Source organism: Mesorhizobium sp. C089B (assembly GCF_030323125.1).
In the GTDB taxonomy this organism is placed as follows: domain Bacteria; phylum Pseudomonadota; class Alphaproteobacteria; order Rhizobiales; family Rhizobiaceae; genus Mesorhizobium.
The window spans coordinates 2,676,785-2,694,500 of the sequence record NZ_CP100469.1 but is presented as its reverse complement, the minus strand read 5'-3'; the positions used below and the strand labels follow the sequence as shown (position 1 = coordinate 2,694,500).

The 17,716-nt window shown below is 59.0% G+C and carries 18 protein-coding genes and 2 pseudogenes; 14 read left to right on the top strand and 6 right to left on the bottom strand.

From position 1 onward, the window contains the following. The first annotated feature begins 115 nt into the window (after window positions 1–115). From NLY44_RS13430 to NLY44_RS13415, 3 genes and pseudogenes are all read left to right on the top strand, one after another. Window positions 116–340, top strand: coding sequence for a hypothetical protein (locus tag NLY44_RS13430; RefSeq protein ID WP_023687840.1), 225 nt, complete (start codon window positions 116–118; stop codon window positions 338–340). A gap of 280 nt (window positions 341–620) precedes the next feature. Then, window positions 621–2,119, top strand: a pseudogene (locus NLY44_RS13420) (alpha,alpha-trehalose-phosphate synthase (UDP-forming)). Window positions 2,120–2,868: 749 nt separating this feature from the next. Beyond that, complete coding sequence (locus tag NLY44_RS13415) at window positions 2,869–3,132, top strand: hypothetical protein (protein ID WP_023681159.1); 264 nt, start codon at window positions 2,869–2,871, stop codon at window positions 3,130–3,132. A 223-nt stretch (window positions 3,133–3,355) separates the two neighbouring features. Here NLY44_RS13415 and NLY44_RS13410 read toward each other — a convergent pair whose 3' ends face one another. Then, a complete protein-coding gene (locus NLY44_RS13410; RefSeq protein ID WP_031197822.1) occupies window positions 3,356–3,646 on the bottom strand; it encodes a hypothetical protein in 291 nt (96 codons plus the stop codon). Window positions 3,647–3,648: 2 nt separating this feature from the next. Continuing rightward, on the bottom strand, window positions 3,649–4,203 hold the full coding sequence (locus tag NLY44_RS13405) for a response regulator (RefSeq protein ID WP_050588792.1): 555 nt from the start codon (window positions 4,201–4,203) through the stop codon (window positions 3,649–3,651). 158 nt (window positions 4,204–4,361) lie between these two features. On the opposite strand from NLY44_RS13405, the gene NLY44_RS13400 reads away from it, so the two are divergent. Next, window positions 4,362–7,469, top strand: coding sequence for a CheR family methyltransferase (locus NLY44_RS13400; protein WP_023687842.1), 3,108 nt, complete (start codon window positions 4,362–4,364; stop codon window positions 7,467–7,469). Then, window positions 7,466–7,882, top strand: coding sequence for a response regulator (locus NLY44_RS13395; RefSeq protein WP_023804850.1), 417 nt, complete (start codon window positions 7,466–7,468; stop codon window positions 7,880–7,882). The genes NLY44_RS13400 and NLY44_RS13395 overlap by 4 nt, the downstream gene beginning before the upstream one ends. Window positions 7,883–8,073: 191 nt before the next feature. On the opposite strand, the gene NLY44_RS13390 is transcribed toward NLY44_RS13395, so the two are convergent. The 3 genes and pseudogenes from NLY44_RS13390 to NLY44_RS13380 all read right to left on the bottom strand — a co-directional run bounded on the left by NLY44_RS13390 (window position 8,074) and on the right by NLY44_RS13380 (window position 10,084). Next, window positions 8,074–8,319: a hypothetical protein gene (locus NLY44_RS13390; RefSeq protein ID WP_023687844.1), complete on the bottom strand. Its 246-nt coding sequence runs from the start codon at window positions 8,317–8,319 to the stop codon at window positions 8,074–8,076. A 95-nt stretch (window positions 8,320–8,414) separates the two neighbouring features. Continuing rightward, window positions 8,415–8,693 (bottom strand): annotated as a pseudogene (locus NLY44_RS13385) (SDR family oxidoreductase); the annotation flags it as partial. Window positions 8,694–9,298: 605 nt separating this feature from the next. Beyond that, entirely contained in the window at window positions 9,299–10,084 is a 786-nt protein-coding gene (locus NLY44_RS13380; RefSeq protein WP_031201470.1) for an SDR family NAD(P)-dependent oxidoreductase, read from the bottom strand. A gap of 531 nt (window positions 10,085–10,615) precedes the next feature. Between NLY44_RS13380 and NLY44_RS13375 the strand changes: the two genes are divergently transcribed. The 4 genes from NLY44_RS13375 to NLY44_RS13360 are packed head-to-tail and all read left to right on the top strand — an operon-like array spanning window position 10,616 to window position 12,988. Beyond that, window positions 10,616–11,077 carry a hypothetical protein gene (locus NLY44_RS13375; RefSeq protein WP_245263731.1) on the top strand — a complete coding sequence of 154 codons (462 nt, stop codon included), beginning with the start codon at window positions 10,616–10,618 and terminating at the stop codon, window positions 11,075–11,077. Continuing rightward, on the top strand, window positions 11,074–12,294 hold the full coding sequence (locus tag NLY44_RS13370; RefSeq protein WP_023668066.1) for an NRAMP family divalent metal transporter: 1,221 nt from the start codon (window positions 11,074–11,076) through the stop codon (window positions 12,292–12,294). Before NLY44_RS13375 ends, NLY44_RS13370 begins: the two co-directional genes overlap by 4 nt. Continuing rightward, a complete protein-coding gene (locus tag NLY44_RS13365; RefSeq protein ID WP_245260251.1) occupies window positions 12,291–12,653 on the top strand; it encodes a hypothetical protein in 363 nt (120 codons plus the stop codon). Before NLY44_RS13370 ends, NLY44_RS13365 begins: the two co-directional genes overlap by 4 nt. 2 nt (window positions 12,654–12,655) lie before the next feature. Further along, entirely contained in the window at window positions 12,656–12,988 is a 333-nt protein-coding gene (locus NLY44_RS13360; RefSeq protein ID WP_023736049.1) for a hypothetical protein, read from the top strand. A gap of 80 nt (window positions 12,989–13,068) precedes the next feature. Here the strand turns inward: NLY44_RS13360 and NLY44_RS13355 are convergent, their stop codons facing one another. Continuing rightward, window positions 13,069–13,500, bottom strand: coding sequence for a GNAT family N-acetyltransferase (locus tag NLY44_RS13355; protein WP_023804854.1), 432 nt, complete (start codon window positions 13,498–13,500; stop codon window positions 13,069–13,071). A 345-nt stretch (window positions 13,501–13,845) separates the two neighbouring features. Between NLY44_RS13355 and NLY44_RS13350 the strand changes: the two genes are divergently transcribed. The 5 genes from NLY44_RS13350 (at window position 13,846) to NLY44_RS13330 (ending at window position 17,679) form a co-directional block, all read left to right on the top strand. Beyond that, entirely contained in the window at window positions 13,846–14,160 is a 315-nt protein-coding gene (locus NLY44_RS13350) for a hypothetical protein (protein ID WP_031201473.1), read from the top strand. Window positions 14,161–14,794: 634 nt separating this feature from the next. Next, window positions 14,795–15,205: a DUF427 domain-containing protein gene (locus NLY44_RS13345; protein WP_023704637.1), complete on the top strand. Its 411-nt coding sequence runs from the start codon at window positions 14,795–14,797 to the stop codon at window positions 15,203–15,205. A 40-nt stretch (window positions 15,206–15,245) separates the two neighbouring features. Next, window positions 15,246–15,665 (top strand): HD domain-containing protein, encoded by a 420-nt coding sequence (locus NLY44_RS13340; protein WP_023741810.1) that lies wholly within the window; start codon window positions 15,246–15,248, stop codon window positions 15,663–15,665. Between the two features lie 332 nt (window positions 15,666–15,997). Further along, window positions 15,998–16,504 carry a YciE/YciF ferroxidase family protein gene (locus NLY44_RS13335; RefSeq protein ID WP_023668075.1) on the top strand — a complete coding sequence of 169 codons (507 nt, stop codon included), beginning with the start codon at window positions 15,998–16,000 and terminating at the stop codon, window positions 16,502–16,504. Between the two features lie 128 nt (window positions 16,505–16,632). Continuing rightward, window positions 16,633–17,679 (top strand): ATP-dependent DNA ligase, encoded by a 1,047-nt coding sequence (locus tag NLY44_RS13330; RefSeq protein ID WP_023804856.1) that lies wholly within the window; start codon window positions 16,633–16,635, stop codon window positions 17,677–17,679. Window positions 17,680–17,716 lie beyond the last annotated feature (37 nt).

The following is a 17,716-nucleotide window of genomic DNA, read 5'->3' as shown; positions in this document are numbered from 1 at the left end:
GCGCGCAACCGGCGGGCTGCTGGTCAATATCATTTGAGGCAGATCAGGCCTTAATTTGTTGGGAACATTTTTTCAGGTCCGCACTTTGTTCGCCGTCTGACCAAAGGAGGCGACCTTGAAAACACGACGCGTCGACAGGGAAAAGATCGAGAGGGCGGATCGAGAAGCCAAGTTGCTGTTGGAAGCGGAGCGGCATGCCAGGGAAGCCAAGACGGCGCGGCTTAGAGAACAGCGACAGTTGTTGGAGGCATCGATAACGCAGACCCCGCCCGCGCCCGTAGCCGCAAAGCAGCCGCCCCGCCAACGAAAGCCGACGCGCAAGGTAATCGAGGTGGACTGACGGTTTGGTCACTTGGGGCTTTTGCCAAGGTGGGGAGTTGATATGACAGGGCAGGGGATCCGGCAGCATGAATACCAAAGCGGTAAGTCCGGCCGTCGCCAAAGCGGCTGCTCGGCGTGCTGGATCGGGGTCTCATCACCGGTGTGTCCGACGACGATCCTGCGAGAGCCGCTGAAAAAGGCGCCCGAGCGGGCCGAGAACCAGCGAATCCGGCTGGACACTTACGTCGGGAACAATCGCACGCGCGGACCGTTCCCCAAGCGATCTTCACGCTCAGGATTTGCTCTTGTTGCAGCGACCGGATGAAATTTTCAACGAGGCCTCGCAAACGGTTGGTGATCCCCTTGAGCGCGACGCCTTAGGTGGGGAGGCTGAGCTAACTGGCGATCGCGCCATCCCGCGTCGTCTGGTTGTCGTCTCGAACAGGCTGGGGAACATTCGCGATCTGTCGCAAGCCGGCGGACTTGCTGTAGGCATCGGGGATGCGTTGGCCGAGCGTGGAGGCCTGTGGCTAGGAGCAAGCGCCGAGTATCAGGACTACGCCGCGAGCGACGAACCGCTGATCCGCTTGGAACGGGTGGGAAAGATCGAGACGGCTGCGCTTACCCTGCCCTATGAGGAGTATTCGCTCTATTACAATGGCTATGCCAACAGCACGCTGTGGCCGCTTTTTCATTACCGACTCGACCTGGTGAACCACCGGGCAGAGTTTCTACACGCCTACCGGCAGATCAATGCGCGGTTCGCGAAGGCGCTCGCAGGACTGCTGTCGGGCAACGACGACCTGGTGTGGGTTCACGACTACCACCTTATCCCCTTGGCCGCCCAGTTGCGGCGGCTGGGAGTCCGGAATCGGATCGGGTTTTTCTTCACATACCGTTCCCGCCGCCCGACCTGTTTGTAGCCACGCCCGACCATGAAGAACTCATCGATGATCTGCTTCAATATGACGTCGTGGGGTTCCAGACCGAAACGGACGTGGGGAATTTCCGGCGCTCAGTGCAGGCGGCCAACTCCACTACTTTTGATATCAATGGTTCGGCTGAGATGAACGGCCGCACGGTGTTATCGAGGTGTTTTCCGATAGGCATCGACGTCGATTCAATCGCACGCATGGCCAATGAGGCGGCGGAGGATGTGCAGATCGATTCCATGCGCCGCCAGATTCTGGGCCTCAAGCAAATCATCGGCGTCGATCGGCTGGACTACTCCAAGGGTCTCCCCGGCCGCATGCAGGCTTTCGCGCGTCTTTTGGAAAGGCATCCGGAACACGAGCGGGCGGCAACCTATTTGCAGATTGCGTCGCCGACGCGCGAGGAGGTCAGCGCCTATGCCGACATCCGGGCCCAGCTTGAAGCAACCGCCGGCGCGGTCAACGGAAGATACGCGGATTTGGCTTGGACCCCGATCCGCTACATCCACCGTGCCGTATCACGCTCTCGGCTTGCTGGCCTGTTGCGCGCTAGCCAGGTCGGATTGGTCACGCCCCTGCGTGACGGAATGAACCTCGTCGCCAAGGAATACATAGCCGCGCAGGACGAAGCCGACCCCGGAGTGCTGATTTTGTCGCGTTTTGCAGGTGCGGCTGAAGAACTTGCCGAATCCTTGATCGTGAACCCGTATGCGGTCGACGAGGTTGCCGATGCGATCGCAAAAGCGCTCGCGATGCCGCTTGAGGAAAGAATTGCAAGGCATAGTGCACTGCTCAAGCGCATCAGGCGCAATGACGCAGCAGAATGGCGGCGGTCATTTCTCGCCACGCTCGCGGGCGAGAACTAGCGCCTGGCATCGATGCCTGAATCCGTCCGTGTGTCACGCGTCCCACACGGTCATAGCCCGGCAATAACCCGGCTGGCCTAGCAGTTCGAAAGGCCTTGAAGCTGATCATGTACCTTGTCAGCCCGCATCAGAAACTTTTCGCTCGTTGCCGGAAGCGCGATAGCCCGCCTCAATCGGTGGACTATCGAAGGTTCCACGGAACACACCGCCGGTCCGGTCGTTTGGGCTCTGATAGGAGATCTGCGATGACAAGGAACCCCACGCGAAAGGACAGTGATCTCTCTGAAAAAGAGGCAATCAAGTTGGCCGAAGTCACCGACGTGTCACCCGGGCAGGCCAAAGAGCTTGCAGCCGAGCACGGCAAAGACGGCGCCAAGAAGGAAGCAAGAAATTACAAGGCGGAGGGCTGACTATGGCGGCCAGTGGATCCGCAAACGACAGAGACGCACGAGCCACCCTCTACGCACAAGGCGTAATGGAAGCCGAGCGCAAGGCGCGGGAAGAGAAAACGGCGCGATTGCGCAAAGCCCGTTTGGCGCACGAGGCGATCAATCCGCCTGCACCCGAGCGGAAACCGGCAGTGCCGAAAGCCCCAAAGCGGGCCGCCAAACCAGGCAGCCGAAAAGCTGGAGAAGATTAGCTTCAGCTTCTTCGGCTGTGCCGGCGGCACGCGTCGGGGAAGAGCAGACCGTGCGGTCGATCTGCACGATAAATTTGTACTTCATCGAATGACACAAAGGAGTCCAGTGATGACGGAGCATGTGTCCCGGAAGGAAGAACAGCGTGGCACCCGAAATGTACTCGGGTGGGGCGTCGTCATTGCGGCTGTGATCTTCGTCGCACTGCTAGCCTTCTTTGTGTTCATACCCCTTTCAGGCGGATCGTGGCAGACATCGCCAGTAAAGCGCACCCCGGAACAGAACCAAGGCGGCAATGCCCCCGCCGAGACATCACCCGCGCCCGGCGTTAAAAAGAACCCGCAAGAAAATACCGAGATGCCAGGGCAGCAGTGATCGACCTTGGGCTGCGACCCAAGTTGGCCTGATCTTCCTGGTCGTCTCATCGGCGTCATGATGGGATCAGGGCCTTCTGGGCGCAGGAACCGCTGAGCTATTGAGACTGGGTTTCGCCCACATCGAGCGCAGAAAGATTACCGCAGCAGCATCGGTCTGGCGAACGAGGCGATCACGCCATCGTGGAACTCGAGGCACATCAAGATGCCTAGCTGCAGGCCGTTCAGTTGGGATTTTTCAGCTGCTTTGACAACAGCAGTTGCTGCTGCAGCTCAAGGGCGAGCTTCAACAGCCGTTCAGGTGTTTCCTCTTCCGCGATTTCGTCGAGCAGCGCTGCGAGTGCGTCGCCCTCAACAGGATCGCGGAATGAGTCAGGTTTGGTTTGCGGAGGTTTGGCCACGAGGATTTCTAGCAGGAATGCGGCCGTATTTGCAAGACGAAGCGAAGCGCTCTTGGGGAGGGGTACCGTAGCGGGGGCGGTCGACAGGGCGGCCTGCGGCAAACTATCGGACAATCTTAATTCATGATGCCAGACCTGTCGTTGCGGAGCACCTCCTCCATGAGTGTATTGAGCCATTCGCTCAAGGGAAGGTCATGCCGCGTCGACAACCGCTCCTCCAGCGCCGCCTTCAATGTCCGTTCGACGAGGCGATCGGCCGCCTGTGGGTCGCCCAGCAGCAGCCGCGCGGACAGCCTCAGTTTTGGAAGAGCGCGGAAAACATTGTCTTCACCAAGCGCTGTTGATTGCGCGGCGAGGATCCCGGCAACCGTCCTGAACCCGGCCGGCTTGGAGAGGTTTTGGGTGTACCGGAACCGCTCCGGTAGGGTGATCTGATCGTTTCCGGAGAAGAATACGAACGGGATGCCTCTGTCCGTCAGCTCATCGGCGAGGGGAAAAACAGTCTCACCGTTAAGATCGATGTCCAGCACCGCCCCGTCCGCTGAATCGATATATCGTCGAGCCCGGCTGACTGACGACACCGGCCCCAAAACGGTCGCCCCACAATCGCTGAAATAAGAGGCAAGTTCGCTTGCCAGCAAGAATTCGTCCTCGACGAGCAGAATTCGCATGCCTAATAACATAGCAGCCCTCCGGGCTTTAAACGGCGGTCGCGTCCATCGGTTCCGTGGCTATCGGCGGTGCGGGATGGGAATTCGACCAGGAACGGTTTACACATTGGATCGAAATCAGCGCTGCCGCGTTGCATTTCACTGAAGCAGGACAATTGATGCAAAAGCTGCCGAGGTTCCCCATAGTCGGTATTGGCGCCTCTGCGGGCGGCATTGCCGCCATGGAGGGATTTTTTCGCGGGATGCCGTCTTCGAGCGGGATGGCGTTCGTGATCGTCACGCATCTCAGCCCGGAACGGGAAAGTCTGCTGCACGAAGTGATTGCGCTTTACACCGGAATTCCGGTTCGTGTCGCTGAAGATGCAATGGATATCCATCCTGACACCGTCTACGTGATGCCGCACAACGCGATCCTCACCATCGAAAATTCCAGCCTAAAGCTGCGCCAACCGAATTCGGTGTCCAGGGAGCGCAAGCCCATCGATATCTTTTTCAGCGCGCTGGCCGAGGATCAGGGCGAATACGCCGTCGGCGTCGTCCTGTCGGGCGGCGATTCCGACGGTACGTTGGGCATCAAGGCAATCAAGGAGCATGGCGGCCTGACGCTGGCGCAACTCTCCGACGAGTCGGGTCCGAGCAATCCCGACATGCCGCGCAGCGCGATCAGTTCCGGTCTGATCGATATCGCCATCCCCGCCGATGAGATGGGTGCGAAACTCATGGAATTTGCCCATAGCTTTGAACTGCTCGACGAGCTCGAAGCTGACGATGGCAAGGCCAGTGCTTTGAAACTCCGCAAGGGCCAGGAGGAAATCTACGCGATCCTGCGCAGCCATTCGGGACATGATTTCTCGGGCTACAAGGCCAAGACGTTCTTGCGCCGCGTCAGGCGACGCATGCAAATAACACAGAACACCGCGATCGATGCCTATATAGAGTTGCTTCGTTCAAATGCGGAGGAAGTGCGGTCGCTGTTTCGCGACCTGCTGATCAACGTGACAAATTTCTTCCGCGATACGGACGCTTTCAAGACCCTGGAAGAAACCGTCATCCCCAAACTTTTCGAAGGCAAGGACGCCAACGATACGATCCGCGTCTGGGTGCCCGGCTGCGCAACCGGCGAGGAAGTCTTCTCGATCGGAATGCTGATGCGCGAGCATATGGATACACTTTCGGCTGTGCCGCGCATCCAGATTTTCGCCACGGACATCGATGACGCGGCGTTGGGCATCGCACGTTCGGCGCGCTATCCGGAGTCATTGCTTGCGGGCGTTTCGCCTGAACGTCGCGAACGCTTCTTCAGCAATGACGGCACAAGTTTCATCTTGAGCAAGAGCGTACGTGATCTCTGCATCTTCTCGGCGCACAGCGTCATCCGTGATCCACCCTTCTCGCGCATGGACATGGTGTCGTGCCGGAACCTGCTGATCTATTTCGGCCCCGATGTGCAAAAGCAGGTTATTCCGACCTTCCACTATTCGCTGAAGCCCGGCGGCTATCTGTTCCTTGGCACCTCCGAGAGCATAAGCCAGCATGCCGATCTGTTTGCACCGGTCGACAAGAAACAACGGATATTCAAGGCACGAGAACATACGGCGCCGCCGCGGCTGCCGATCTTGTTGAATGCTGCGCCTGCAAGCAATTTTTCCAGCGCCAATGACACTCATGCCCGCCGCGGCTTGTCTTATTCCCTAAGGCAAACCGTTGAAGCCCATGTTCTCGAACGCTACGCTCCGGCCCATGTCGTCATCAATGGTGATGGAGATGTCGTCTATTACTCGGTCAGAACCGGCAAATATCTCGAGCCGCCGCAAGGGGTGCCGAGCAGACAATTGCTCACAATGGCACGCAGCGGCCTGCGTCTGGAACTGCGCGGCGCTTTGCGGGAAGCGGCCGAAGGCCGGCGCACGGTTGTGCGCGAAGCGATAGCCATTGAAGAAGATGAAGATCGTGTCCAATTCGTCACATTGACGATCGAGCCCTTGGTTGATCGCGGCAGCGGCGAGCCGCTGTTTCTCGTCCTGTTCGAACCGGTGGGCCAGCCGCAGCCGCGGCTGGAGGCTCTAAAGGTTCGTCAGCCATCCGGGATTGCTGATTTCGAGCGCGAGCTCCGCGATACGCGTGAGCGCCTGCAATCGACGATCGAAGAATATGAGACCGCATTGGAGGAGTTGAAATCTTCCAATGAGGAACTCGTCTCAGTCAACGAAGAAGCCCAGTCCTCCAATGAGGAGCTTGAGGCTTCCAAGGAAGAAATGCAGTCCCTCAATGAGGAATTGAACACCATCAATGCCGAACTGGTTTCCAAGATCGAGGATCTCGATCGGGCCAACAGCGATCTGAAGAACCTGTTCGAGAGCACACAGATCGCGACTGTTTTTCTCGATACCAAGCTGGTTATCCGCAGCTTCACGCCGGCGGCGTCTTCGTTCTTCAATTTGCTGCCGACCGACATCGGAAGACCGCTTACCGATCTTGCCAGCCGGCTCGATTATCCGCACCTGCGCGACCATATCGCGCAGGTTTTCAGGGCCGGCGAGATGATCGAGCACCAGCTACCGCGCGATAGCGACGGCATCCACTATCTCGTGCGGCTGATCCCCTACCGCGACAGCGTGCGAAAAATCCAGGGTGTGGTGGTGACCTTTGTCGATGTGACGACCATGGCTGAAGCCGAAGCCCACCAGCGGGTATTGATCTCGGAACTCAATCATCGGGTCAAGAACATGCTGGCTGTTACGGTCAGCATTGCCAGTCAGACCCTGAAAAATGCTCCCTCTTCGGAGGCTTTCGCCGAAGCGCTTATCGGTCGCCTGCGCGCCATGGCGCGGGCCTACGGAGTGCTCTCGCGCGAAAGCTGGAAAGAGGTCTCGGTAGAGGAAATCGTGCGGCAGGAAGTCGAGCCGTTCGGGCTGGAACGCATCAACACCACAGGCGAGGACATTCGGCTCAAGCCTCAGCAGGGCCTGTCGCTTGGCATGGTGATCCATGAACTTGCCACGAATGCTGGAAAATATGGCGCCTTGTCCGTGCCAAACGGCGTGGTGTCCGTGACTTGGTCGGCGTCGGATCACGGTTTTCAGCTCGAATGGTTAGAAAGCGGCGGTCCCGCTGTCACTCCACCTGAGAAGACGGGATTTGGTCTTTCGCTGGTAAAAGGCGAAATTGAGTATCGGCTTGGCGGAAATTTTGAAACATCTTTCGGTTCCGATGGTTTGAGCTTGCGGATTGAGTTTCCGTTTGATCATCGGGAGAGCGAAACGTGACTGCATCTCGTATCCTTATCGTCGAAGATGAATGGCTGGTCGCGGAGGAGCACCGCGCAATTCTGGAAGAGGCCGGCTTCGCCATCGCCGGGCCAGTGCCGTCCGTTGCTCGCGCGAAAAAGCTGATCGAGAGTGAAGTCATATCTGCCGCGGTCCTGGACATTGGTCTCGGCGGCGAGACCAGCGCTGCCCTTGTCCCTCTTCTAGCGCAACGCGGAATTCCGTTTGTTTTCGTCAGTGGGTACACGGCATCCGACATCCCGCAGGATTTGCGTCATCACAAGATGCTGTCAAAACCCGTGTGGGCTGCTGCGCTGGTCGAGGCCGTGCGAAATATGCTCGGTGTTCAACCGACAGCTTTGGCAAGACACCAGGACAGCGGAACGGTGCCAACCCAACGAGAAGCCCGGTAACGCACTTCTCGTGGGACAAAGACAATGGTTTTTCACCAGATATGCGACGACATTCGGGTCCAGGCCCGAGAGGGCGTCGCCGACAAGTGCCTGCGATCCGGCCGGCACGATTGGCATGCTCCCGGTCTGGCGTATTCCAGAGCTGGGCGAAATTTCGCGACCGCGCGACGATTGGTCAGGCGATGAGCCTATCAAACAACGGGCAGTTCGCCCTCGGTTTGCCTCGCGTCGAATAGGACGCCAAGGCCGTAAGTGACGGCGCCAGCGGCTATCATCTCTGCCAACGCTGCGCTTGACACCGGGCAATGCGGCATGACCGCCTTGATCGCGAGTTCGGCATTCGCGATCGACACGAAATCGTGCCGTCGCTTACGGGTCTCCAGATATTGTTCGATCAACATCTGCAGTCGCCTTCTTTCTATTTCATCGCCAGCCATTGGTTCCTCCTGTAGACAGTCTGAAAGCCCACCACGCCTAAGGAGCGGTGGGCTCGGCGGCCCTTTTTGAGGACCGTGGACTCTAGTGAGGCGGGCAGGTCCACCAGTTCGTCGGCGTCTTCCTGTTCTTCGGGGAGGTAGCCGAAAGCAACGTCCGCACGCTCGCGCGCGAATGCAATCGCCGCCGCACGACCAATACCGGAATCGCCGCCGGTTATCAGCGCTTTGCGACCGGCAAGCCTGCCTGATCCCTTGTAGGTCGTTTCGCCGTGATCCGGGCGCGGCACCATCTTGCTCGCCAAACCCGGCCACTTCTGTTCCTGTGGCTTGAACGGCGGCTGGGGATATTGCGTCACCGGATTCTGTTTGAGCATCGGACTCGCAGGGCCTGCTTTAGCAGGCACTGTTCCCGTATCGGCTGACGCCGTGGAAGCATAAGCGGCGAGAATTCCTCCTGCCATGCTTCCGACGACAAGTCTACGCGCTGCATCTGGTACATTGTCATGCTGGTCGTGGTTCATCATGGGCTCGCTTTGACGGCAGGTGACCGTTACGGAAGTGGCACCTAACCGGCCGTCGACGCGAATGTTCCCTTGTGATTGCAGTGAGGTGTGGGTCGCCTTTGCCCGTCTCGGCCGTGAGGCCGCATCACCACTTTGACACAACCTCCTGATTGTCGCGGAACGTCTTGTAGAGATCCGGCCCTGCTTTCAGATCTGTCCGGTGGGTAATCACAAGGAGGGATCGATTTCGCCGTTCTGGACCATCGCCAATAAAGGTTCCAGGTAGCGTTGCGTATGCGTCTGGCCCATCCGGAAAGCCGGTCCCTCATTCATCGCCGCCAAACGGGATGTGATCGACCAGGCTAACACAGACGCCGGGAACCGAGATGGTGCCGCCCCTGCGGCAGCGATAGATTGCCTCGCGCAGCACATGCGGCCTTGGGAATGCCAGCCCTTTTGATGACGCGAATATTGGCTCAGTCGCTGGACGCCGACCCCGGCTCGGCCATCCTACGGTGCTGTTCGGCCAAGGTGCCTGCCGGCGTGACATGCGCGGCGGCGACCTGCAGCTTGTTTTTCCAACCGCTGACGACCTGTTCATCACCGGCCATCATCGCCTCGTAACCCGTCTTGGCGACATCGGCCGGATTGTCCTTTTCATCGGAGCCGACCTTGGTATCCATCATTTCAGCGCGCTCGAAGAATCGCGTCTGCGTGGGGCCGGGCATCAGCACGGTGACCGTCACGCCGCTATCTTTCAGCTCATGGCGGAGCGCGATCGAGAAGGAATCGATGAATGCCTTCGTGCCGTTGTAGACGGCCTGGAATGTTCCGGGCATGAAGCCGGCGATCGACCCGGTGAACAGGATGCGTCCGCGACCTCGCCGGGCCATCTTGGCGCCGAGTTCATGCGCCAGATAGACCGTTCCGGTGACATTGGTGTCGATGATCCGGCGGACTTTTCGCCAGTCCTGGTCGACGAAGCCGTTGCCGAGCCCGCGTCCCGCATTGAGAAACAACAGGTCGATATCGCGATCGCCGACCTGGGAGATCAACCGATCGGCGCCCTCGACGGTCGCCAGATCGGCCTCAATGGCTTCGACCGTTACATTGTGGGTCTCAAGTGCCTCTGCCGCCTGCCGGATAGCCGGCTCGTCGGCGGCGATGATCAGGTCGTAACCGTCTTTAGCGCACAGCTTTGCGAGTTCCCTTCCGATGCCACTCGAGGCGCCGGTCACCACAGCGAGTTTGGCGTCCGTCATCATATCCTCCATCTTCGTGCCATCGGAACCACGAGCGGGCACAATTGTTCCGCGGCGTTTGGGCTGGATTGATCGTGCGCTGTCATGACGGTCAGGCGACGGTCGTCGTCGCGGTCCTTGCGCGCATTCATGGATGAGCGTTGGGGCAAAAGCCGTTCTTCGCCATGAGAACTCGCGATGGCCTACCTTCAAAAGGCCCCCAAACGCATGGATTGAGTACTCAGAACGGCAATGAGCCTAATCAGTTGAAGTTGGAACAAGTGGCTCGGTTGGAAGTTCGAACCGTGCAGCGTTGTTGCCCTCCCATGTTGATGCTGCGCGATCGGGTCATCCCCTCAGCCCGATCTCCCGCGCTTCTCCGCGCCAAAGAGAAGCGCGGGCCTCCCTCTTTCACGGCTGTCCGGGATGAGCGTTTTGTTACGTTGACTAGCCGACCTCACAGGCTCGTCGTCGGTTTCGTTGACGAGCTCTCCGAGGGCTCTAGATCATTGATGCCGGACGCAGTTGGTTCGGGCCGGGGAGGAAATCCGCGTGGTGCATACAACGCGCGCTGTACCCCATAACGACCGTCATTTTCCGGTTGGCTGCCTGTGCTTGCTTCTGATGCTAGCCGGGTTGGCCGGATGCTCGTCTTCCAATCAGGTGGCGCAGCAATCACGAACAGCGGCCTCCGCGGCACAGACCGTATCGATGGTGCTGGATGCCTGGGTGGAGGGAGCGGCACCGTCCGCCTATGCCACGGCCGCACTGCACTCGGTCGGAAAAACGCTGGCCGATGTCGAGGCGCAAATTCGATCGGCCGAGACCGCTGAACCAGCCGGGCGAGCAGGACTGACGGCAGCAGTCAACAGTTTGTCGGTGGCGGTGGCGCATGCCGAGGCGGGATTGCGGGTGAACAATCGCACTGAGGTGAAAAGCGCACAACAGGATCTTCGGGCGGCCATGCGCTCGCTCGCCGCCGCTTACACCAGCGCTTTCGGACCAAAACCGTGAAGAAGCTTCTGGAAATATCGCTTGGCGTCGTCACCAGTGTCGGAGGTTTCCTCGAAGTCGGGTCGATGGCTACGGCGGCGCAGGCGGGTGCCGCCTTCGGATTCCAGCTGATCTGGGCCATAGTTCTCGGCACCATATGCATCATCTTTTTGGTTGAAATGGCCGGTCGGTTCGCCGCGATGAGCCATCACACGATCTCAGAGGGCATTCGTGAAAGATTTGGGTTCAACGTCTTCCTATGGCCGTTGCTCGTCGTCCTTCTCGTCAATTTCATGGTGCTGTCCGCTGAGATCGGCGGTGTGGCCATCGCACTCGAACTTGCCACCGGCATAGGCTTCCAGTGGTGGGCACTGCCGGTGGCGTTGCTGGCATGGCTGCTGCTGTGGAAAGGCACGTTTGGCTTTATCGAGAAAGGCGTTTCGGTCCTCGGCCTCGTGACGCTGTGCTTCGTGGTTGGTGCGGTGATGTTAAAGCCCGACTGGACAGCGGTCGCTGGCAGCGCCGTGCCTTCGCTGCCGGCTCACGATGCCATCAATTACTGGTTCATGGCGGCCAGCATTCTCGGCGCGTCGATATCGCCTTATCTTTTCATGTTCTATTCCTCGGGAGCTATCGAGGACAAATGGGATGAAAGCCACCTTGGGGCCAATCGTGCCATCGCCGGGCTGGGCATGACCTTCGGTGGGACCATTTCGATCGGCGTGTTGATCGTCGCTGCTCTCGTTCTCGCGACGCGCGGCATCGACCAGGTGGACGACTATCACCAACTGCCGTTGATGCTGATCCCTATATTCGGCTTCTGGGGGTTCGTTCTATTCGTTGCCTCGCTCGCCATTGCCTGTTTCGGCGCCGCACTCGAAGTCGGGTTGCAACAGGCATATCTGGTGGCACAGGGCTTTGGCTGGACGTGGGGTGAGGATCGCAAGCCGCGCGATGATCCGGGCTTCAGTGCCGTCTATACGGCATCATTGTTTTTGGCCGCCATTCCGATCATGCTTGGCCTCGACCCACTGAGGCTGACCATCTTTTCCATGGCGGTAACGGCGGCGAGCCTTCCGCTGACGGTAGTTCCATTTCTCTTCCTGCTGAATGACGAACGCTATGTCGGCGAACATCGCAACGGCATCATTTCGAATGCCGCCGTTGTCTTCATTATCGCGCTTGCCTTCGTGCTCGCCGTGGTGACGATTCCGCTGCAGATATTCGGAGGCACATGATGGAATTGATGCGTGATCTCCTGGACAAGCAGGTGTTCGACCGCCGGCGGGTCAAGATCGGCAAGGTCGACGGAGTGGTGGCCGAGTTGCGGCGGGGCAAACCACCAAGGATTGTCGCGATAGAACTCGGCTCCATCACTTTGGCGCGCCGCCTTGGCGCGCGGCCCGGGGAATGGATGGCGCAACTGGCGACGAGGGTGGGTGGCAAACGCCACGCCGAGCCACACAGGATTGCGTGGAAAAAGGTGCAGGACAACGGGCTCGACATCGAATGTGACATCGAGGTGGGCGAGACGTCGATTTTCGCCTGGCAGGACTGGTTGCGCGATCATGTCATCGGGCGCATCCCAGGAGCGTGATGATGAGGACAGTCAACCTCGAACATCTTGCCGGGCGACGCGTGCTCTCGCAGCGTGGAAAGAGCATCGGTCACATCGAAGAGATTCTCGCCGAACAGCGTGGCGACGAGCTCGTCGTTACTGAATTCCACGTTGGCATCTACGCCGCGTTCGAGCGTCTGTCGGCCTCGACCATCGGCATCGCGATGCTCGACCTGCTTCGGCTGCGCCGCCGCGACGGCCTGTACCGCATTCCCTGGGATAAACTCGATATCTCCGATCCGGCGCGACCGCGGCTGCTATGCCCGATGACCGAGCTTCCTGGATGGAAAGGGCAAAAGGACCTTCGGGAGTAGATGGCTACGGCTCGGGAGGGCTAAGGCGCCGGCATTTTGCCGGCGAACAGCCGTTCGCGCAGATGGCGCCTCCGCAAAGATTACTGCAGGTTCTTGCGAAGGAAGATGCGGGCCTGTCCTGGAATAACGAATTCGACTTTGCCGAATTCCTCAAACCCATGAAGCCGGTAAAATTGAGGCGCCTGGAAACTGCTCGTCTCGACGACGGCTCTCTTGCATCCGCGCCTAATGGCTTCCTCCTCAATCGCCATAAGAAGCTGTGATCCATAGGATCGGCCACGCAATTTTTCAGGCAAGAAGAACATGTCGAGAAACAGGAGCCCCAGTTCCGTTCTGCCCCAAATTCCACCCCAGATCTTTCCCGAGGGGTCGGTAAGCTCCGCGCCGATCACTGCCCGGTCATCGATTCCGGTTTGTTCGATATTTTGTCGGTAGAGCGCAGCGGCAGCCTGCGTTCGTGCATCCCCGTTGTGAGCCAGAGCGATTGTAAATCCTTCGGGTTGAGCCGGCATGCCTTCTGCTCCTGCGTCGGAATGGTCTTGAGATTCAACCGTCAGATTAACATCAAGGCGCCCGGTTCGGTCTCAGCTCTGATCGCCGCTTCTGTTGTAACCCGTCTTGCCCACATTCCGCATCGCGATCCGCGTCGGATGCATGCAGCCGCGCCCAACATATCGCTTTGGTGTTGAACAAAGCCCATCCTGCCTTGTCAGGTCTCACCACAATTCGTGCGCCGGCAAGAGTATCCACCTCGACGAAGGCTGCTGCGGATCACAATCCATTACGCCGGGAACAATGAGAAAAACCTGTCGTTGGGAAAGCGATCGCAATTCGGCGATTCAAACACGGAGACTCCAATGTTGAAGAAAATTCTAGCCGCGTCGGTGCTAACTATTGCCTTGGCCGGTTCCGCCTTGGCGCAGACAAATGGAACGGGTGCTGGCGGAACGGCTGGCACGGGTAATGGAACTGGTACTGGAACTGTTGGCAGCGGCGGCGCCGCTGGCACTGGCAGCGGGAATGCGGCCGTGCCAACCGATCCGAATTCCACAAACTCGACTACAAAATCGAACGGCATGACCGACCGTTGCAAGGACGCCGCAGGCAATGACATCGATAACAACACTGCAAGTGGCGCAACGACCTCGACCGTGCAAAATTGCAACAAGTAGCCGATGGACCTAGCGGCTTCGGCCGCCCGAAGGCCCGCCATCAAGACAATGGCGGGCCTCCGAATACGTGCCTCGCATGCTGCCTGGATACATAGGAGCACATGTGTCCAAAGAGACCCGGCGGGCCAAACTCGATCGCTTAGCAGCCTCGATTCCGAAGCACGAATTCGAATTCCTAATGAAGATTGCAAAGCTAAGCCGTCATGACCTACTTGGCCTGATCGCTAAACACGATGGCGGCAGGGGCAAGGTCTATAGGGACCTTGCGGCCCACTTGGCAGCAACTCAGGCCGCCCCGGAGCCCGTGCGTGAGGCGGCAGCTGACGACGGCCAAACAGCTGGAGCATCTCCTGCCAGGAACTCGCCCGCCGGCAAGTAGCGGCGAAGATCATTTCGGTGCCAGCCCTGACGCTCCACGGAAGCGACCACCGTGTCGTCTTCCAAAGTCTTCGAATGGGTTGGACGAGCATTTCACCGCGCCTTACCGACGAGTACTGCTGGATACGGCAACCGATAGGCGCTTTAAGGCCGGCTGCCATTCAGCTTCATCGGACATGCCGGAACCTGAAGCGCCGCCGCGCATTTCGTCTCCAAGCATGACCGATCTTGCGGTAATCGCCAGGGAGAAATCCAAATGCAAACTTCAGGCGCAACTTCACAGCAAAACCTTGGCCGATTGGCCATAGAACCGTTTTCCGGCACGGTGACGGTGCGGTTTTCCGACGCCATCGTCGCAGCTACGGAGCGGGCGAAGGTCCTGCGTGAAGACGGGCACGAGCCCGTTTTCTATATCCCCTTCGAGGACATCTATTTCGATCTTTTCGAAAAGACCGACACCACCACCCGGTGCCCGCTCAAAGGCACCGCAAGCTACTGGCGTGTCCACGCCGTCGGCAGTTCTTCCGATGATTTCATGTGGGCCTACGAAACGCCCGATGCGGCTGCTCTGGCTATTGCAGGTCACGGCGCTTTCGATCCGGAAAAGGCCCGTATCGATGTCGACCCTGCCGAGGACAAGCGACACACGCCACATATCGTCGAATAGGTTTCATCAGGCAGAGTCAATCACGGTAACGACAGGCGCGATGAGCAGTTTCTACCAGGCGGCAAAGATTGCGGAGGAGGTTCACGCGTCGCAGCGCGATAAGACCGGGCGGCCCTACATCGAGCATTGCCGCCGTGTCGTCGACGCTGTCGAGACAATCGATCAGAAGACTGTTGCCTACCTTCATGACGTTCTGGAGAAAGGCGAGGGCTGGACCCGCGCCAAGCTCGAAGAAGCAGGCTTCGAACCGACAATTACCGCGGCGGTCGATGCCATGTCGCGCAGGCCGGATGAGGAGTATTTCGCCTTTGTCCGGCGGGCTGCGTCGAACCCAGTGGCGCTCCCCGTAAAACGCGCCGATCTGGAGGACAACATCTGGCAGTCGAGGCAGGTCGGAGCGTCGGCGGCCAAATATGAAGAGGGCCTTCGCATACTTGACCAGGAGTTCTCCCGACAATAGTGCGCGCCCGGCGCTGGCATTGCATCTGCCGAGGCAGCGATCGCCTGCGAGAGCTTGCGGCGCACAGCACGTTTCGGCTCTCCTGGCCGTCAGTTTTTCCGCGCCGGCGTGCGCCTGAGGGTCCTCGCCTGGACCATGGAACGTGTGTTCGGGTCAAAGCTCCTCCGGAGATGGACCGCAGCGTCTCGAAAAGGAGTAACGGCCCGGCTCGGAATCAGGAACTCCTCCGGCACCGGTGCGTTGACCAGCAAGCCGGGACGAGTTCCCGGCCTCCGCGGGTGGCGGGCGAGCCGCCGCCGGACCCGAACTTCTGCACAATGAAAGGTAAGGCCATGGGCTTCTTTTCGAAGGACATCAAGACACTCGACGATCTCTTCGTGCACACGCTGCGCGACATCTATTACGCCGAAAAGCAGATCGAGAAAGCGCTGCCGAAGATGATCGGCAAGGCAACCGATCCGCAATTGAAGGCCGGATTCGAAAAACACCTCGAGCAGACCAAAGGCCATATCGAGCGCGTCGAACAGGTGTTCGAATTGCATGGCGTCAAGGCCAAGGAGGTCAACTGCCCGGCGATAGACGGCATTCTCGAAGAAGCCGACGATGTGAGCGGCGACGTCGACGACAAGGAGGTCCTAGACGCGGCACTGATAGCGTCGGCGCAGGCGGTCGAACATTATGAGATGACCAGATATGGCACGCTCATCGCCTGGGCCAAGCAGCTTGGCCGCAGCGACTGCGCCAACGTGTTGGCCAAGAACCTGAAAGAAGAGCAGGCGACCGATCGCAAGCTCACCGAAATGGCGGAAAGCAAGATCAACATGCAGGCTGCCGAGTAGACCGTCCCAGGTCATGATGAGATCTGGTTGAAATCTCATCATGACCTAACCCTGTTGAAGCATGATTTTTCCAAAACCGGCACCAGTGCTGCGTTGAGTCGATCTCCATCGTTGTCCACGGAACTTTCATGACGGGCGAATCTGCCATCTCTCGCGATCTGCCGACGAGTGTAAAATCGTCTTTCGGCGTTGCGTTGAGCACGGCGCCGATGGAAGCAAAGGCTGCCGACACGTTGCCGGCCGATGCTGGCCGGTGGCAATACGAACCCAAATGGGACGGGTTCCGCTGCCTGGCCTTTAAAGCCGGCGCGGCCGTGGAGTTGCGTGCAAAATCCGGCAAGCCGTTAGGGCGGTATTTCCCGGAAGTCGTCGCGATGTTGCATGAACTGAAAACAAAAGAGTTCGTGGTCGATGGTGAGATCGTCATCGAAATTGCAGGCTCTCTTTCTTTCGACGCCTTGCAGATGCGGCTGCATCCGGCGGAAAGCAGGATCCGGAAACTGTCGGTCGCGACGCCGGCAAAGCTGATCCTCTTTGACATGTTGGCGACCTCCGAGGGCGCCTTGATGCAACAGCCGCTCTCGGTTCGGCGCGCTGCACTCGAACTGTTCGTAAAGTCGGCCGGGCGAAAGGATCTCGAACTGTCTCGGGCAACGCTTGATTTGGCGCCGGCAGGCAGATGGCTTGGCCAATCCGGACAAGGTTCGACCGACGGGGTCGTCGCCAAGCTTCTCGATGATGAATATCGGCCCGGCGAGCGCGCCATGGTCAAAGTCAAGCGCCTGCGCACGGCCGATTGTGTCGTCGGAGGGTTCCGCTACCTGGCGAAGTCGCGTGAAGTTGGCTCCCTGTTGCTCGGTCTGTACAATGACCAGGGGCAACTCGACCATGTCGGGTTCACTTCGACGATCGCCCGGGAGGACAGGGCCAAGCTTACGCGACAACTTGAAGCTTTGCGATCGGCTCCTGGCTTCACGGGAAAAGCGCCGGGCGGTCCCAGTCGGTGGAGCACGGAAAGAAGCGGACAATGGGAGCCATTGCGGCCCGAACTGGTGGCGGAGGTGCGGTTCGATCATGTCACCGGGGATCGTTTCCGTCATGGCACCAAATTTCTGCGATGGCGTCCTGACAAAAGCCCGAAGCAATGCACGTTCGAACAGATACTTGGAAAATGAGGCTTGGCGAAGCGTCGATAGGTCCACACTATGGAGA

Coding starts and splice junctions, on each gene's coding strand:
- NLY44_RS13400 (WP_023687842.1), top strand. CDS start 4,362: ATGCAAAAGCTGCCGAGGTTCCCCATAGTCGGTATTGGCGCCTCTGCG.
- NLY44_RS13350 (WP_031201473.1), top strand. CDS start 13,846: ATGTTGAAGAAAATTCTAGCCGCGTCGGTGCTAACTATTGCCTTGGCC.
- NLY44_RS13405 (WP_050588792.1), bottom strand. CDS start 4,203: ATGCGAATTCTGCTCGTCGAGGACGAATTCTTGCTGGCAAGCGAACTT.
- NLY44_RS13365 (WP_245260251.1), top strand. CDS start 12,291: ATGATGGAATTGATGCGTGATCTCCTGGACAAGCAGGTGTTCGACCGC.
- NLY44_RS13380 (WP_031201470.1), bottom strand. CDS start 10,084: ATGACGGACGCCAAACTCGCTGTGGTGACCGGCGCCTCGAGTGGCATC.
- NLY44_RS13340 (WP_023741810.1), top strand. CDS start 15,246: ATGAGCAGTTTCTACCAGGCGGCAAAGATTGCGGAGGAGGTTCACGCG.
- NLY44_RS13355 (WP_023804854.1), bottom strand. CDS start 13,500: ATGCCGGCTCAACCCGAAGGATTTACAATCGCTCTGGCTCACAACGGG.
- NLY44_RS13390 (WP_023687844.1), bottom strand. CDS start 8,319: ATGGCTGGCGATGAAATAGAAAGAAGGCGACTGCAGATGTTGATCGAA.
- NLY44_RS13335 (WP_023668075.1), top strand. CDS start 15,998: ATGGGCTTCTTTTCGAAGGACATCAAGACACTCGACGATCTCTTCGTG.
- NLY44_RS13415 (WP_023681159.1), top strand. CDS start 2,869: ATGACGGAGCATGTGTCCCGGAAGGAAGAACAGCGTGGCACCCGAAAT.
- NLY44_RS13330 (WP_023804856.1), top strand. CDS start 16,633: ATGACGGGCGAATCTGCCATCTCTCGCGATCTGCCGACGAGTGTAAAA.
- NLY44_RS13345 (WP_023704637.1), top strand. CDS start 14,795: ATGCAAACTTCAGGCGCAACTTCACAGCAAAACCTTGGCCGATTGGCC.
- NLY44_RS13360 (WP_023736049.1), top strand. CDS start 12,656: ATGAGGACAGTCAACCTCGAACATCTTGCCGGGCGACGCGTGCTCTCG.